Genomic DNA, 14,021 nt, shown 5'->3' with positions numbered 1-14,021 from the left:
AGGGGCATGACCGCTCAGCCCTGCGCGCGGTAGACCAGCGTCGGGGTCGGGGCGCCTCGGGTGTCGGCCGCGGTCACGGTCAGGAGGTCGCCGGCCACCTGCAGCTGCATGCCGCCGCCGAGCACCTGGACCACGGCCCGGTCCTGGTCGGCGACCTCCGGCGGGCAGTCCAGCAGCTCGTACTCCCAGTCCGCGAGGTGGATCGTGTCGCCGCCGGCCTGCCAGGTGGCCTCGAAGCTCCGGCAGCCGGTGGACACGGCAGCGGTCCCACCTGACCGGAGCTCCAGAGCGGCCCCGCCGGTCGCCGCGACGGCGTCGTCGCCGCTGCCCACCGACTCCAGCAACCACCGCCGGTCGGTGACCGAGTCGACGGGCGGCGGCAGCAGCCGCCGGAAGGTCAGCTCGACGCCGGCGCTGGCCAGCGTCAACCGGTCGGCGCCGACGGTGAACCGGTGCGTGCGGTCGAGGAGCGCGCCGAGGTAGGCGCCCTCCGCTTGCCCCACGGGGCCCTCGCACGCCACCAGCGAGACGGCGACCTCCTCGAAACGCAGCTCCTCGCCCTCGACCACGTACTCGCCGCCGTACCCGTTGCAGAACGAGGTCCCGCCGGCCCGCGAGCCGGCGGAGAACGTGAGCGTGGCGCGGGCGCCCTCGGGCAGCGGCAGGGCGTTCCCGTCCGCCGTCCCGGCCGTCAGGGCCCAGGATCCGAGCAGGCCGTCCTCGGCCACCTCGGCGCGGTAGACCAGGCCGCGACCGTCGGGGGCGCTCAGGGTCAGCCGGTCGCCGTCGACCGCCGGCACCGGTCCGCTGCCCAGGACGGCGGCGACATGGGCGTCCTGCGCGGCGAGGTCCGGGGGGCAGTCCCCGGCCGGCGCCAGGTCGTCGACCACCAGCACGCCGGCGTCGAGCAGCCAGGTGCCGGTGCCCGCCCGGCAGCCGGTGGAGGCCTCGGCGCCGCCGTCGGTGCGCAGCACGAGGACGGCCGGCTCTCCTGTGGTCGAGGACGCGATCTCGCCGTCGATCAGGGTCTGGAGCACCCACCGGGTGTCCGCCAGGGCCTGGTCCGGGGTGGGCGGGACCGGGGTGAAGCGAAGGCGCACGCCGTCCCCGCCGAGCACCAGGTCCGCCCCCTCGCGCGTCAGCGTGGTGGCGCGGGCGAGCGCGCCCAGGAATGCCGCCTCGGCGGCCATGACGGCCGGCTCGCACCATCTCGGTGATGCCGAGCCCGTCCAGGGTGAGGCTCTCGCCGGCCAGCCGGTGGCCCGCGAAGAAGGAGTTGCAGAAGCTCCGGCCCCGGACCTCCTGGGCCTCGAACCGCAGCGTGGCCGTGGTCCCGCCGGGGGAGGGGAGGGCCGTCCCGTGAGGCTGCCCTCCGCGAACTCCCACTCGCCCTGGCCGGCCGGCCCGTCCGCGCCGCCGCCACCGCCGCCGCCGCCGCCGCACGCGGTGAGCAGGGCGGCGGCCAGCAGCAGGACGGCGAGTGGGCGCATACCCGCAGGACGTGCCGTCGGTCACGTCCGGTTCCACGGTGCGCTCGTGGACCGGACGGCTCGGCGTGCCGGGCCCGGTGACGTGTGCTGGGCTGGGGCCGGCGCGGCGTCGACGAGCGGAGGAACACAGGTGGGCTCCACGCCGTGGCCGCTCGTGCCCAGCCTGGGCGTACTCGCCGCGATGGCCGTCGTCATCGTGATCGCCGGGGTGCGCCTGACCCGCGTCGCCGACACCCTCGCCGAGCGCACCGGGATGGGTGACGCCATCGGGGGCGCCCTGCTGCTGGGCGCGGTCACGTCGCTGCCCGGCAACGTCACCGTCCTCACCGGTGCACTGGAGGGCGACCCCGGATTCGCCCTGGCCAACCCGATCGGCGGCATCGCCCTGCAGACGGTCTGGCTGGCGATCGCGGACCTGCTCTACCGCCGCGTGAACCTGGAGCACGCGGCGGCGTCGCTGCAGAACGTCCTCCAGTCGGTGCTGCTCATCGCCATGCTCGCGGTCCCGGTCGTCGCCTACGCGACACCCGACCTGCGCCTGGGCTGGATCCACCCCATGACGCTGCTGATCCCCGCCCTCTACGCCTACGGCCTGACGCTGCTGCGGCGGATGCAGCGTGAGCCGCTGTGGCAGCCGGTCCACACCGACCAGACGGCCGACGGCGACGGTGACGGCGACCAGGCGGAGAACGACGACGACGGCGACGGTGGCGACGGGGATCGGGACGAGCGCTCGACGGCCCGCCTCTGGGGGCTGCTGGCCGTGATGGGGCTGGTCACCGGGGTGGCGGGCTGGCTCGTGGGCCGGGCGGGGCTCAGCGTCATCGCCGTGGCCGGGCTCGACAGCGGCGTCGTCGGCTTCACGCTCACCACGGCGATCAGCTCGCTGCCCGAGCTCGTGGTCCTGCTGACCGCGGTGCGGATGGGGCAGCTCACCCTCGGCGTCGGCAACATCGTGGGCGGCAACGTCTACGACATCCTGATGATCTCGGTGGCCGACATCGGCTACCTGGAGGGTCCGATCTACCGGGACGCCGGCCCGACCAGCCTGGTGCTGCTCGGTGGCACGCTGATCATGACGGCGGTGCTGGCGGCGGGACTGCTCATGCGGGACCGGAAGTGGATCGGTTTCGAGGGCGTCTCCATCCCGCTCATCTACGTCGGCACCGTCGCCCTCGCCGTCGTGGGCTGATCCGGTCGCGCCGTGCGGCATACGGCAGAGGGCCCGGGAGCAGCTGCTCCCGGGCCCTCGACGTCCGTCCCTCCCGCTCCGATCAGCTCCGGCCGCGTGCCTTGCGCAGTTCCCTGGCCATCAGGGCGACCCCGGCTCCGATCAGCACGAGCCAGAGGAGGCCGCCGTCGTCGAACAACCACAGCGGCAGGTCGGCCCCCACCATGCCGGTGATCGCCAGGACGATGAAGACCAGACCGGCGACGAGGGAGAGCGGGTCCACCTTCCGGCGGGCCGGCGGCTGCGGTCGGTCCTCGGTGTCGAGCTGGGACACCGCCAGCCACTCCTGCTCCTGCCACCTGGTCGGCGTGGTCGGGAACTCGCTGTAGTCAGCCACGGGACACCTCCACCTCTCCGATACCGGACTCCACGACGAGCTCGAACTCGGCCTCGTCGTCGTCGCTCCAGGGCTGCGAGCCGCTGCCCGGGAAGAACTGGCTGCCGTCCAGGTCCGAGCCGAAGACCGTGACGTCGCCGACGCCGTGGTTCACCCGGACCTCGGCGTCGGCCGAGAGCGGCAGGATCACCTCGACGTCGCCGATGCCGTGCTCGACGCGGACCTCCAGCGCCTCGTCCAGGTCCTCGAGCGGGACGTCGGACAGGTCGACCGTGAGGTCACCGACCCCGCCGCTGTAGACCTCGCGGACGTCGGCGACGGTGCGCGGGGAGAAGGTGCGGTCACCGACGCCCGAGCCGCCGTCCCAGGGGCCCGACGCCGCGGCGGCCAGCGCCAGCGACAGGACAACGCCGAGGCCGATCAGCCCACCGCGGGAACGACGTCCCGGGGCGAAGGCGACGGCGACCAGGCCGGCGCCGACGACCGCCAGGGCCGCGCCGAGGTAACTGGTGCCGGGGATGTCCCAGCCGGTCAGCTGGGCGATCAGGGCGAGCGTGCCGATCAGGATCAGCAGGGCGGCGAGCGTGATGCCGGGGATCGGCGACCGGGGGCCGGCCGGCTCCCGGGGGGCGGCGGCGGGTTGCCCGGCCGCCGGGGTGGCGGCCCCGGCGGGCCCGGCGGGCATGAGCAGCCACAGGAGCAGGTAGACCAGGACGCCGGTGCCGGCGGCGAGGGTGAGGGCGACGAAGCCGACCCGCCAGAGCAGGGCGTCGATGCCGGTGTACTCGGCCAGGCCGCCGTTGACACCGCCGAGCACCTTGTCGGTGCGGCTGCGGCGCAGCTGCCGGCGGTCCGGGGGGCCGGACGGCGGCAACGGCTGCCAGGGGGGCGGGTCCGCCGTGGGCGGAGCGGGAGGGGGTGCGGAGGTCATGGCAGCAAGCGTGCCGACGCCCGGGCCCCCTGACCATCAGGGATCCCCCCGAACCGACCCTGGTTCCTCTTCCGGGGTGATCACCGGTGTCGGTCGGCCGTCCCTCGGTGCGACGATCGACACCGTGACCACCACAGCCGGAGCGCCGCCGCGGCCTGCTCTGGCGCGCCCGCGCGAGGGTCGGCTCATCGCCGGGGTCGCCGCCGGCACCGCCGCGCACCTGCGGCAGGACCCGCTGGTCGTGCGGGTGGCGTTCGTGCTGCTGGCCACCACGGGGCTGGGGATCATCGCCTACGCCCTGCTCTGGCTGACCATGTCCGTGGCGGCTCCGGGCGAGGACGCCCCGCCGGTCCGCGGCTGGCGGCCGGTCGGCGTCCTGCAGTGGGTCGCCCTGATCGTCCTGGGCCTGGCCGCCGCGAGCCTGCTGGGGCAGCTGACGAAGTGGACCAGCAGCGACGTCGTGATCCCGATCGTCCTGCTCGTGGGCGGGCTCACGGTGATCTGGCGCCAGCTGGACACCGACCGGACGCTCGCCGTGGCCGGCGTGCGCTGGGCGCTGGCCGGGGGCGTCGCCGTCGTCGGGATCGGGCTGTTCCTGCTGCTGGCCACCACCGGTCAGCTGGCCAACGCGCGCAACGGCTTCGCGGCCACGCTGCTCATCCTCACCGGGGTGGTGCTGGCGACGGCGCCGCTGTGGCGCCGGCTGCTGGACTCCCGTGCCGATGAGCGCGCCGCGCGCATCCGTTCGGAGGAGCGGGCAGCCGTCGCCGCGCACCTGCACGACTCGGTGCTGCAGACCCTGGCCCTGATCCAGCGCAACGCCGAGGAGCCGCAGGCGGTCAGCCGGCTGGCGCGCAGCCAGGAGCGCGAGCTGCGCGCGTGGCTGTACGACCCGGCGGCGCTGCGCGAGGGCGGCACCTGGGCCGGTCTGGTGGCCGGCATGGTCGCCGAGGTGGAGGCCGACCACGCGTTCCTGGTCGACCCCGTCGTCGTCGGCGACGCCCCGGTCGACGACGCGCTCGCCGCCCTGGGCGCGGCCACCCGGGAGGCGTTGGTCAACGCGGCCAAGCACTCCGGGGCCGACTCCGCCGACCTCTACACCGAGGTGACGGCCGACCAGGTGTCGGTCTTCGTCCGCGACCGCGGCAAGGGCTTCGACCCGGCCACCGTGCCCGACGACCGCCGCGGCCTGCGGGACTCGGTGCACGGCCGGCTCGCCCGCCTCGGCGGCTCCGTCCAGGTGCGGTCCGCCGCGGGCGAGGGCACCGAGCTGGAACTGATGCTGCCGAGGAGCGGATCGCCCCGCGGCAGCGAACCGAGGAGCAGAGCATGAGCCCGCGCGTCTTCCTGGTCGACGACCACGCGATGGTGCGGGCGGGGGTGCACGCCGAGCTCGGCGACGCCGTCGACGTCGTCGGTGAGGCGGCCGACGTCGCCGCCGCCGTCGACGGCATCCGGGCCGCGAAGCCCGACGTCGTCCTGCTGGACGTGCACATGCCCGGCGGAGGAGGGCGCGCGGTGCTCGAGACGCTGCGGGCCGAGCTGCCCGACGTGAAGTGGCTGGCGCTGTCGGTGTCCGACGCCGCCGAGGACGTCATCGCCGTCATCCGGGCCGGGGCGCGTGGCTACGTCACCAAGACCATCTCCGGGCCCGACCTGCTCGACGCCCTCCGCCGGGTGGCCGACGGCGACGTCGTGTTCAGCCCCCGGCTGGCCGGCTTCGTGCTCGACGCCTTCTCCGCCGGACCCGCCGCGCCCGCGCCCGCCGAGGAGGCGACCGACCCCGGTCTGGACCTGCTCAGCGCGCGCGAGCGCGAGGTGATGCAGCTGCTGGCCCGCGGCTACACCTACCGCGAGATCGGCTCCCGGCTGTTCATCTCGGTGAAGACCGTGGAGTCCCACGCCTCCAACGTGCTGCGCAAGCTCCAGCTGTCCAACCGCAACGAGCTCACCCGCTGGGCGGCGACGAACCGCCTGCTCTGAGCCTCAGGCGGGCTGCGCGGCGACGAACTCCCGGGCCTGCTCGACCAGCGGAGCCGGATCCGCCGAGCCGCCGAGCACGACCCAGCCGTTCATCGGTCGCCCCTCCATGGGCTCGAACGGCGTCCCGTCGCCCGCCTCGACCAGCGCGGTGAGCCGGGCCGGGGGCAGCTTGAGCACCAGGTGCCCGTCCCACCGGATCGCGAAGAACCTCCGCCCGGTCCGCAGTCCCTGGCAGCCGAACATGTGCCCGCGGGAGACGTCGCCGTCGGCGAACCGGTCGACGAGGTCCTCCCAGCCCTCCTCCGTCATGCGCGCGATCATGCCGCGCGGGCGGCCTCCCGCGGGGGCCGCCCGCGCGGCTCAGCCGAAGTGGCTCTTGGGGATGACCGCGTGCACGCCGACGGTGCGGTCGACCACCTGGGACACCTCGAAGTCCACCGCTGCGGACAGGTAGGCGTAGGCGACCATCCGGTCCATCCCGAGGTCGTTCTGCAGGAAGTCCAGGGCGTGGATCACCGCCCGGCGGTTGGCGACGTCGAGGTCGCCGCCCTGCCCGAAGCGGGCGCCGTCGGGGTCGGACAGGCCGATCGGGATCCAGGACTCCGGTGTCTCCCCGAACGGGTAGCGGTAGGCCACCGACGGCGCGTCCTTCGAGCCCTTCCTGCACACCGTCAGCCGGAAGGTCAGCCGCAGCGATCCCTCCAGGGCGGTGAGCGCGACCTCGCCGCTGCCCATGGACATGTGCGGGTCGCCGACGGAGAAGAGTGCGCCGTCGGCGACCACCGGCAGGTAGAACGCCGAGCCCACGCCGAGCAGGTTGACGTCGATGTTGCCGCCACCCACGGTCGGCGGGATCGAGTTGACCAGCGGGTCGTTGAGCACCGGTGCGTCGGCGACCGTGGCGACGGCCATCAACCCGGCGAACGGGTCCACCGGCCACGCCACCGAACCGTGCCGGCCACGCGGGAGGGAAGCCCGGACGACGCCCCGGCTGGTCGACAGGGGCGTGAAGTGCGAGACGTTGCCGTACTTCGTCGGGTCCTTGGTGGCGCGCCCGTCGGTCGCGGCCGCCGGCAGGACCTCGGCAGTGCTGATGTCGCCGGGGTTGGCCGCGAACCCGGCCGCGAGCGCGCCCTTGCCGTGCCGGCTGCTGATGACGCCGTACGGCACGCGGGGCAGCGCCGAGAGCGGTTCGATCTTGAGCACGTCACCCGGGGCGGCGCCCTCGACGTACACCGGGCCGGTGACCACGTGCGGGCCGTCGGCGTCGAAGCTGCGCGGGTGCCGCGCGTACCCCTTGGCGATGGCGACGGCGTCGTCCAGGACGCGGTTGCGGGGCACGCCCTTGCTGCCGAACCAGGCGACCGGGTCGCGCCCCTGGTCCTCGAGGATCCCCTCGTGGCTGACCGTGTCGATCGTGATGGTGCGGCCCGAGCGGATGCGGACGACCGGCTTGTCCGTCGTCCGCGGCAGGTAGCCCCAGCGGACCTCGTCGACCCGCGACGGCAGGTAGACGTCACCGTCGATGGGGCCCTTGCCCGGCTGCAGGATCTCGCCCGGCAGCCGGGTGCGGCCGGGCGGTGTGGCGGTGGCCGGCCCGGCCGTGGCCACGCCCGCGGCCATCAGGGCGCCGGTGGCCAGTGCGGCCTGCACGAAGCCGCGCCGGCCCAGTCCGCGCTCCAGGCGCTCGGCCGCCTCCTGCGGGTCGGGCGCGGAGCCGGTGTGGTCGTGCGACGTCGTGGTCATGTGCTCTCCCGGTGCCGTGCTGAGCGGTCGGGGCTGTTCTACGTGGCCCGTGTTGCGTCCTCGTGCCGATCCGGGGGCGGGATGTTGCCATCCCGTTTCGGCGGGGGCGAGCCGGTCTCAGGCGCCGAAGGCGGCCTGCCGGAACGCGCCGAACAGCGGCGGCGGCTGGGGCGAGGCCCACATCTGGTTGGTCAGCAGCACGGCCGTCACCCCGGTCACCGGGTCGGTCCACCAGCTGCTGCCCAGCCCGCCGTCCCAGCCGTAGGACCCGGCGTGGCGGCCCCCGGGCTCGTCGGTGCGACGGACGCCGAGGCCCAGCCCCCACCCACCGCCCTCGTCGTCGACCGGGCCGACCTGCTCGGTGGTCATGGCGCGGACCACCTCCGCGCCGAGCACCCGCGACCCGTCCCGGGCTCGCCCTCCGCCGGCCAGCATGGTGGCGAAGGCGGCGAGGTCGTCGACGGTGGACACCAGGCCGTCACCGCCGTCGGGAAAGGCCGGCGGCCGGGACCACTGCCCGTCCGCGGCGTCGTAGACCTCGCGGGCGCCGTCGGGCGCGGGCGGGGTCCAGTGCGGGCCCAGGCGCTCTCGGGCCGACGGCGGCACACCGAAGCCGGTGCTGGCCATCCCGAGCGGCCGCAGGACCCGTTCGGCGAGGACCTCGGGGAGCGCTCGGCCGGCCGCCCGGGCCACCAGGACGCCCAGCACGCTCGCCCCCACGTGGTACAGCCAGCGCGTCCCGGGCTGGTGCGTCAGCGGGACGCCGGCCAGCCGGCGCAGCCACTCGTCCGCCTCGGGTGCGGCCTGCGGGGCCGGGGGACCCAGGGGCAGTCCGGCCGCGGCCATCGCCGCCATGCCCGGAGCCGGCCACGGCACGGTGAAGTCGAACCCCAGGCCCAGCCGGAAGGTGAGCACGTCGCGCACGGTGATCGGCCGGGATGCCGGCTCCGTCCCGGTGGCCGGATCGCCGGCGTCGACGAGGACCTGCCGATCGGCGAGCTCGGGGAGGAGCGCGTCGACCGGCTCGTCCAGCCCGAGCAGGCCCTCGTCGACCAGCGACATCGCCGCCGCCGCGACGACCGGCTTGGTCACCGACGAGATCCGGAAGACGTCGTCGACCCCGACCGGGTCCGCCGCGCCCGGCGTGCGCGTCCCGGCCGCCCCGCAGCCGAGCACCGCGCCGTCCTCGCCGACCCACCAGGCCGCGCCCGGCACCTGCCCGGCGGCGACCGCTCCGGCCACCGCCGCCTCGATCCGTCCTGCCCGATCGTCCATGGGGGTCAGACCGCGGGGCTGCCGCGAACTGATCGGCTCAGGCGGTGTGGACCACCTGGAAGACCTCGGCGAGCCGGCCGTCGGGCAGCCCGTGGGTCCGGCCGTTCTGCCGCATCCACGCGGTGACGAACTCGTCGAGGTCGGCCATGTGGCCCACCTGGCTGACGTGGCAGCGCAGCGCGGCGAGCTTGCGGTCCACCACGTCGGTGACGTCGACGGCGTGGTCGGCGCGCGGGCTGGCGCCCAGCCACACCTCCGCGACGGTCCAGGCCTCCAGGCCCTCGTCGGCCAGCAGCTCGGGGAAGGCGAACGGGTTGCGGGCGTCGGGGTAGACCGCGCGCAGGGTCGACTCCCCGACGGTCATGTGGTCGGGGTGGCTGGCCGCGATCCGCTCCCACCAGCGCTCCGGCGAACTGGTGAGCACCCGCTGCGGGCGCACCTGGCGGATCACCCGGCTGATGTCGCGGCGCAGGTCCAGGGTCAGCTCCAGCCGGCCGTCGGGGTGGCCGAGGAACCGGACGTCGGTGACGCCGACCTGCGCGGCGGCCGCGCGCTGCTCGGCCTGCCGCAGCGGACCCATCTGCTCCCGCGGCGTCTCGTCGAACCCGCCCGCGTCGCCGTCGGTGACGATCAGGTAGGTCACCTCGGTGCCGGCCGCCGTCCACGTGGCGACCGTTCCCGCGCTGCCGAAGTCGACGTCGTCGGGGTGGGCGAGGACGCAGAGCGCGCGCTCGACGTGCTCGGCGGGGGCGGTGGGGAGCGGGCCGGTCATCCCGCTTCCCCGGTTCCCGGGGCACCGGGCCGGAGGACGAGCAGGGCGATGTCGTCGTCGTTCGCCCCCGGGGCCACCTCGGCGAGCACGCGGTCGGACAGCTCCTCCGGTGCCAGGTCCCCGTGGTGGGCCAGTGCGTCGGCGAGCCGGGCGATGCCGTGGTCCAGGTCGGCGGTCCGGGTCTCGACCAGGCCGTCGCTGTAGAGCAGCACCGTGCTGCCCGGTTCCAGGTCGACGACCCGCTCGCTCCGGGGGGTGCCGGGGTCCAGGCCCAGGAGCAGCTGGGGTCGGCCGTCCAGCACCTCGACGGTCCCGTCCGGCCGACGCAGCAGGGGTGGGAGGTGCCCTGCGCTGGACCAGCTCAGCCGCCAGGCCGGCTCCTCGGCCGTGCCGTGCTGCTCGACCCGCCCCAGCACCGCGGTCGCAAGCGTGCCCACGTGCAGGCCGCCCATGGCGCCGTCGAGCCGGGCGAGCAGGGCCGCCGGGCCGTCGTCGGAGTCGTAGGCCATGCCGCGCAGCAGGTTGCGCAGCTGGCCCATCGTCGCCGCCGCCTCGACGTCGTGACCGGTGACGTCACCGACGACCAGCACCGTCGCGCCCCTCGTCGTGACGAACGCGTCGTACCAGTCGCCGCCGACGTGGGCTCCCAGCGAGGCGGGCTGGTAACGCACGGCGAGCTGCAGGGTCTCCGGCGTCGGCGGTTGCTGGAGCAGGCTGCGCTGCAGCGTCTCGGACATCACCTGCGCCGCGACAGCGGCTGCCCGCTGCGCGGCCGTCGCGCGGATCCGCACCAGGACCTGCGCGCACTGCGCCGCGAACACCCGCAGCAGCTCCAGCTCGTCGCTGCTGAACGGATGCTCCTCCGCCCAGGCCACCGCCAGGCTCCCGACGCACACGTCGCTGACGGTCAGTGGGAGGAACGCCCAGCCGTAGCGGCCGATGTCCGCGTAGACGCCGACCATGGAGTCGTCGAAGGCCAGGCCGGACCGCTCCGTCGGGAGGAGCAGCTCCCGCCCGGTGCGGGCCACCCACGGCGCAGGGAGCGGGCTGTCGTAGGGCACGTTGCCGTAGCCGAGCTGCACCTGCTCGCCCAGGGCCGCGCTGAGCGTCGCCCGCCAGCCGCCGCGATCGTCGGGGGAGATGATCCCGCCGCCGTCGGCGCCCAGAACGGCCAGCCCGCGGCTGACCACGATGCGCTCGAGGTCCTCGACCGTCTCCGCCGTCGTCAGCTGCAGCGCCACCTCCGCGAGGCTGGAGAGCCGCCGGGCGGCGGTGTCGCGGGCCTCCTGGACGGCCGCGAGCTCCTGCACGCGGGCGTACAGGTCGGCCTCCAGTGCCTGGATCGCACGGCTGTCCTCGGGCTCGCCGGCCCGGGCGGGTGCCGACCGCTCGCGGACGTAGGCCGTCACGTCCTCGGTCCGCTGCAGCACCAGCACGGTACGGCCGTCGGCGTCGAGCACCGGGGCGCTGATGAGCGACCAGTACCGCTCGCCGAGCTCGCCGGTGACCGCGTCCACGACGTCGTACTTGGCGATCGGCATCGGATCGATCTGGCCGGTGTCGCGGGCGCGCTCGAAGGAGACCTGCACCGGGTTCCGGCCGTGCTCGTCCAGGGCGTCCGGCGACGGCGGGAACGCCTCGAAGACCGGCCGACCGACGAGCTCCTCGCGTCGGCGGCCCAGGAGTTCCAGGTAGGCGGCGTTCGCGTCGACGATGACGAGGTCAGGGTCCATGACCAGGAAGGCGGTGGGAAGGGCGCCGAACAGGAGCTGGAAGTCGGTCGGGACCAGGGAGGTCGCCACCTGGACTGCCGACATGCACTCCTCGCATCCTGGACGACCCCGGCGGGGCGGCACAGGTGGATCCAGCGTGCCGACGTGACCGAAATGTAACCGAGCACTCGCGCTCGTGGCGCGTGGTCCCATATCCGGCGCGCGCCAGATGACGTGACGCAATCTAATGCGTTCGCAGACCGGCCAGTTTGTCGGGGTTGCGCACGACCAGGACCTGGGTGATGACGCCGTCGACCGTGACCAGCGACATCGCGAGCAGCGGCTCGCCGTCCACCCACGCCGCGATGCCGGCCTCACCGTTGACCTCGGTGGTCTCGATCCGCAGGCCGGACAGGGCCCAGCCCTGGGCGGCGATGCCCAGCAGGAACCGGGCCACCTTGTCCGCGCCCACGACCGGCCGCAGCGCCGCCTTCGCCTTGCCGCCGCCGTCGCTGGTCAGGACGACGTCGGGGGCGAGCGCGGCGAGCAGCGTGTCGACGTCCCCACCGGCGGCCGCCAGGAAGCGCTCGGTGACCTCCTGCTGCGCCCGGCGGTCGGTCTCGAACCGGGGACGGCGGGACTCCACGTGCTCGCGCGCCCGGTGCGCCGTCTGGCGGACGGCGGCCTCCGTCCGCCCGAGGACGGCGGCCACCTCGGCGACCGGCAGCCCGAAGACCTCGCGCAGCACGAAGACCGCCCGCTCGGCGGGGGAGAGGCTCTCCAGCACCACGAGCAGGGCCAGCGACACCTGCTCGCCGAGCTCGGCCGCCTCCGTCGGGTCCGCCGGCGCCGGCGCCGCGGCGACCCGGTCGCCGGTCAGCAGCGGCTCGGGCAGCCACGGCCCGACGTAGCTCTCCCGGCGAGCCCGGGCCGAGCCGAGCCGGTCCAGGGCGAGGTGGGTGGCGATGCGCACCAGGTAGGCGCGTGCGTCGGCGACCTCGCCCCGGTCGGCCGCCGACCAGCGCAGCCAGGTGTCCTGCACGACGTCCTCGGCGTCGGCCACGCTGCCCAGCAGCTGGTAGGCCACGGAGAAGAGCAGCCCGCGGTGGCGGTCGAACGGGGCGAGGGGCGCGCTCACGAGGCGCGGACCGGTGCGGCGCAGCGGTCGGAGAAGCCCTGGCTGGTCAGCCCCAGGGCGCTGTTGAAGCGCGACCGCGAGTTCTCCACGGAGATCATCATCGTCAGCTCGACGAGCTCGGCGTCGTCGAGGTGGTCGCGGAGCCCGGCCACCATCTCGTCGGTCACCTGCAGGGGCGTCGTCGTCATCGCCTCGGCGTAGGCCATGACCTGCCGCTCGAGGCTGGAGTAGGCGTCGCTGTCGCGCCACCGGGGCACCTCCCGCAGCTTCCGGGGGTCGATCCCGCGCTCGGTGGACTCCCAGTAGCCGAAGTCCAGGCACCAGGAGCAGCCGATCGTGGCCGCCGACGCCATGACGGCCAGTGACTTCAGCGTCGGGTCCAGCCGGTTCCACCGGGCCAGCGACGTCTCGTGCCGCACGTGGCTGCGCAGCACGCGTCCGTTGTGGGCCATCGCGGCGCCCGGGTCCAGGACGGCGCCGAAGCGACGGCGGGAGTACCACTCGGTGAGCCGGACGAAGGTGGAGCGGGGCGGGTCGAGCGGGATGCGGGCCATGGGTCGTTCCTCTCGGCGGTGGGGGTCCGACCATGGAGACGACGCAGCCCGCGCGGGTGTGACGCGGGCCGGCGGTGGATCCGGGGGAGCGGTCGCGCAGACTCCTCGACGTGCCTGCGTTCACCCTGTCCGTCGCGCTGCGCTCCTCCGCACCGCTGGACGACGCCGCGATCGACGCCCTCCGCGCCGTGCTGCGCCCCGACGACCAGGAGCTGCGCCTGTGGCGGGAGCCGGACCGCGCGGTGCTGCGGGTGGCCACCGAGTGCGAGGCGGCCGATCTCGACGCGGCGCTCGACCTCGGCAAGGACCTGGCCGAGGAGGCCAACAGGGCGTGCCCGGGCCGGGTGTTCGAGGTCGCCGCGATGGGCGACGACGACTCGCAGGTGTGGCGCAGCGGCCCCTGAGGCCTTCTTCAGAGGCGGCCGCGGCCCTGCCGCAGCAGCATCATGCCCAGCGCGGCGCCGTCGGGGCCGAGCGCCTCGCGGAAGCGGGAGAGGACCTGCTGCTCGCGGGAGAGGTTCAGCCGGGTGCCGCCGCTGGCCTTGCGCAGGGCGCCGATCTCCTGCGAGACGGCCAGGCGCCGCTGCACGAGCTCGATGATCGCGGCGTCGCAGGCGTCGATCTCGGTGCGCAGCGCGCCGATGCGCTCGACGTCGGTGCCGGTCACGGTGACGGGGGTGGTGCTCATGAGGTGTCCTTAGGTTCTGGCCCGAGACCCCTGAGAACGAGAAACGCCCCGGGCTCCTCGGGCCCGGGGCGTCTGTTGCGGCGTGTGCTCAGCCGGCGGTGACGGACACCGGATCCCGGTGACCGTAGTAAAAGCTGACCGTGGCGAGCACGGGGCGAGTCTGC

General features: G+C 74.8%; 15 protein-coding genes. 4 read left to right on the top strand and 11 right to left on the bottom strand.

Annotation, left to right across the window (positions count from 1 at the left end):
* Positions 1 to 14: 14 nt before the first annotated feature.
* Complete coding sequence (locus GCU60_RS10495) at positions 15 to 1,190, bottom strand: META domain-containing protein (protein ID WP_163204926.1); 1,176 nt, start codon at positions 1,188 to 1,190, stop codon at positions 15 to 17.
* A gap of 430 nt (positions 1,191 to 1,620) precedes the next feature.
* Here GCU60_RS10495 and GCU60_RS10485 point away from each other — a divergent pair, with 430 nt between their 5' ends.
* The gene (locus GCU60_RS10485) at positions 1,621 to 2,682 is read left to right on the top strand and encodes a sodium:calcium antiporter (protein WP_345770526.1); all 1,062 of its coding nucleotides are present in this window, start codon (positions 1,621 to 1,623) and stop codon (positions 2,680 to 2,682) included.
* An 82-nt stretch (positions 2,683 to 2,764) separates the two neighbouring features.
* Here the strand turns inward: GCU60_RS10485 and GCU60_RS10480 are convergent, their stop codons facing one another.
* On the bottom strand, positions 2,765 to 3,058 hold the full coding sequence (locus GCU60_RS10480) for a hypothetical protein (RefSeq protein WP_163204924.1): 294 nt from the start codon (positions 3,056 to 3,058) through the stop codon (positions 2,765 to 2,767).
* Complete coding sequence (locus GCU60_RS10475; protein WP_163204922.1) at positions 3,051 to 3,989, bottom strand: PspC domain-containing protein; 939 nt, start codon at positions 3,987 to 3,989, stop codon at positions 3,051 to 3,053. Before GCU60_RS10475 ends, GCU60_RS10480 begins: the two co-directional genes overlap by 8 nt.
* Before the next feature lie 124 nt (positions 3,990 to 4,113).
* Here GCU60_RS10475 and GCU60_RS10470 point away from each other — a divergent pair, with 124 nt between their 5' ends.
* Together GCU60_RS10470 and GCU60_RS10465 are read left to right on the top strand one after the other, a co-directional pair.
* On the top strand, positions 4,114 to 5,322 hold the full coding sequence (locus tag GCU60_RS10470) for a PspC domain-containing protein (RefSeq protein ID WP_163204920.1): 1,209 nt from the start codon (positions 4,114 to 4,116) through the stop codon (positions 5,320 to 5,322).
* Positions 5,319 to 5,972, top strand: coding sequence for a response regulator (locus GCU60_RS10465; protein WP_163204918.1), 654 nt, complete (start codon positions 5,319 to 5,321; stop codon positions 5,970 to 5,972). Before GCU60_RS10470 ends, GCU60_RS10465 begins: the two co-directional genes overlap by 4 nt.
* A 3-nt stretch (positions 5,973 to 5,975) precedes the next feature.
* Here GCU60_RS10465 and GCU60_RS10460 read toward each other — a convergent pair whose 3' ends face one another.
* From GCU60_RS10460 to GCU60_RS10430, 7 genes are all read right to left on the bottom strand, one after another.
* Positions 5,976 to 6,281 carry a TfoX/Sxy family protein gene (locus GCU60_RS10460; protein ID WP_163204916.1) on the bottom strand — a complete coding sequence of 102 codons (306 nt, stop codon included), beginning with the start codon at positions 6,279 to 6,281 and terminating at the stop codon, positions 5,976 to 5,978.
* A 51-nt stretch (positions 6,282 to 6,332) separates the two neighbouring features.
* On the bottom strand, positions 6,333 to 7,718 hold the full coding sequence (locus GCU60_RS10455; RefSeq protein ID WP_163204914.1) for an acetamidase/formamidase family protein: 1,386 nt from the start codon (positions 7,716 to 7,718) through the stop codon (positions 6,333 to 6,335).
* Between the two features lie 117 nt (positions 7,719 to 7,835).
* Positions 7,836 to 8,993, bottom strand: coding sequence for a serine hydrolase domain-containing protein (locus tag GCU60_RS10450; protein WP_163204912.1), 1,158 nt, complete (start codon positions 8,991 to 8,993; stop codon positions 7,836 to 7,838).
* A 37-nt stretch (positions 8,994 to 9,030) separates the two neighbouring features.
* A complete protein-coding gene (locus tag GCU60_RS10445; RefSeq protein ID WP_163204910.1) occupies positions 9,031 to 9,765 on the bottom strand; it encodes a PIG-L deacetylase family protein in 735 nt (244 codons plus the stop codon).
* The gene (locus GCU60_RS10440; protein WP_163204908.1) at positions 9,762 to 11,582 is read right to left on the bottom strand and encodes a SpoIIE family protein phosphatase; all 1,821 of its coding nucleotides are present in this window, start codon (positions 11,580 to 11,582) and stop codon (positions 9,762 to 9,764) included. The genes GCU60_RS10445 and GCU60_RS10440 overlap by 4 nt, the downstream gene beginning before the upstream one ends.
* A 139-nt stretch (positions 11,583 to 11,721) precedes the next feature.
* A complete protein-coding gene (locus GCU60_RS10435; RefSeq protein WP_163204906.1) occupies positions 11,722 to 12,615 on the bottom strand; it encodes an RNA polymerase sigma-70 factor in 894 nt (297 codons plus the stop codon).
* A complete protein-coding gene (locus GCU60_RS10430) occupies positions 12,612 to 13,169 on the bottom strand; it encodes a carboxymuconolactone decarboxylase family protein (RefSeq protein WP_163204904.1) in 558 nt (185 codons plus the stop codon). Before GCU60_RS10430 ends, GCU60_RS10435 begins: the two co-directional genes overlap by 4 nt.
* 110 nt (positions 13,170 to 13,279) lie before the next feature.
* Between GCU60_RS10430 and GCU60_RS10425 the strand changes: the two genes are divergently transcribed.
* Positions 13,280 to 13,573, top strand: coding sequence for a hypothetical protein (locus tag GCU60_RS10425; protein ID WP_163204902.1), 294 nt, complete (start codon positions 13,280 to 13,282; stop codon positions 13,571 to 13,573).
* 8 nt (positions 13,574 to 13,581) lie between these two features.
* On the opposite strand, the gene GCU60_RS10420 is transcribed toward GCU60_RS10425, so the two are convergent.
* The gene (locus tag GCU60_RS10420; RefSeq protein WP_163204900.1) at positions 13,582 to 13,857 is read right to left on the bottom strand and encodes a chorismate mutase; all 276 of its coding nucleotides are present in this window, start codon (positions 13,855 to 13,857) and stop codon (positions 13,582 to 13,584) included.
* Between the last annotated feature and the right edge of the window lie 164 nt (positions 13,858 to 14,021).

Source organism: Blastococcus saxobsidens (genome assembly GCF_010682065.1).
Classification (GTDB): Bacteria; Actinomycetota; Actinomycetes; order Mycobacteriales; family Geodermatophilaceae; genus Blastococcus; species Blastococcus saxobsidens_B.
The sequence above is the reverse complement of the archived record's forward strand: the minus strand, read 5'-3'. Positions and strand labels throughout refer to the sequence as shown.

Bases quoted from the DNA above. Each gene is read 5' to 3' on its own strand.
- GCU60_RS10495 (WP_163204926.1), bottom strand. From the start codon at position 1,190: ATGGCCGCCGAGGCGGCATTCCTGGGCGCGCTCGCCCGCGCCACCACG.
- GCU60_RS10475 (WP_163204922.1), bottom strand. From the start codon at position 3,989: ATGACCTCCGCACCCCCTCCCGCTCCGCCCACGGCGGACCCGCCCCCC.
- GCU60_RS10465 (WP_163204918.1), top strand. From the start codon at position 5,319: ATGAGCCCGCGCGTCTTCCTGGTCGACGACCACGCGATGGTGCGGGCG.
- GCU60_RS10460 (WP_163204916.1), bottom strand. From the start codon at position 6,281: ATGACGGAGGAGGGCTGGGAGGACCTCGTCGACCGGTTCGCCGACGGC.
- GCU60_RS10455 (WP_163204914.1), bottom strand. From the start codon at position 7,718: ATGACCACGACGTCGCACGACCACACCGGCTCCGCGCCCGACCCGCAG.
- GCU60_RS10450 (WP_163204912.1), bottom strand. From the start codon at position 8,993: ATGGACGATCGGGCAGGACGGATCGAGGCGGCGGTGGCCGGAGCGGTC.
- GCU60_RS10445 (WP_163204910.1), bottom strand. From the start codon at position 9,765: ATGACCGGCCCGCTCCCCACCGCCCCCGCCGAGCACGTCGAGCGCGCG.
- GCU60_RS10440 (WP_163204908.1), bottom strand. From the start codon at position 11,582: ATGTCGGCAGTCCAGGTGGCGACCTCCCTGGTCCCGACCGACTTCCAG.
- GCU60_RS10430 (WP_163204904.1), bottom strand. From the start codon at position 13,169: ATGGCCCGCATCCCGCTCGACCCGCCCCGCTCCACCTTCGTCCGGCTC.
- GCU60_RS10420 (WP_163204900.1), bottom strand. From the start codon at position 13,857: ATGAGCACCACCCCCGTCACCGTGACCGGCACCGACGTCGAGCGCATC.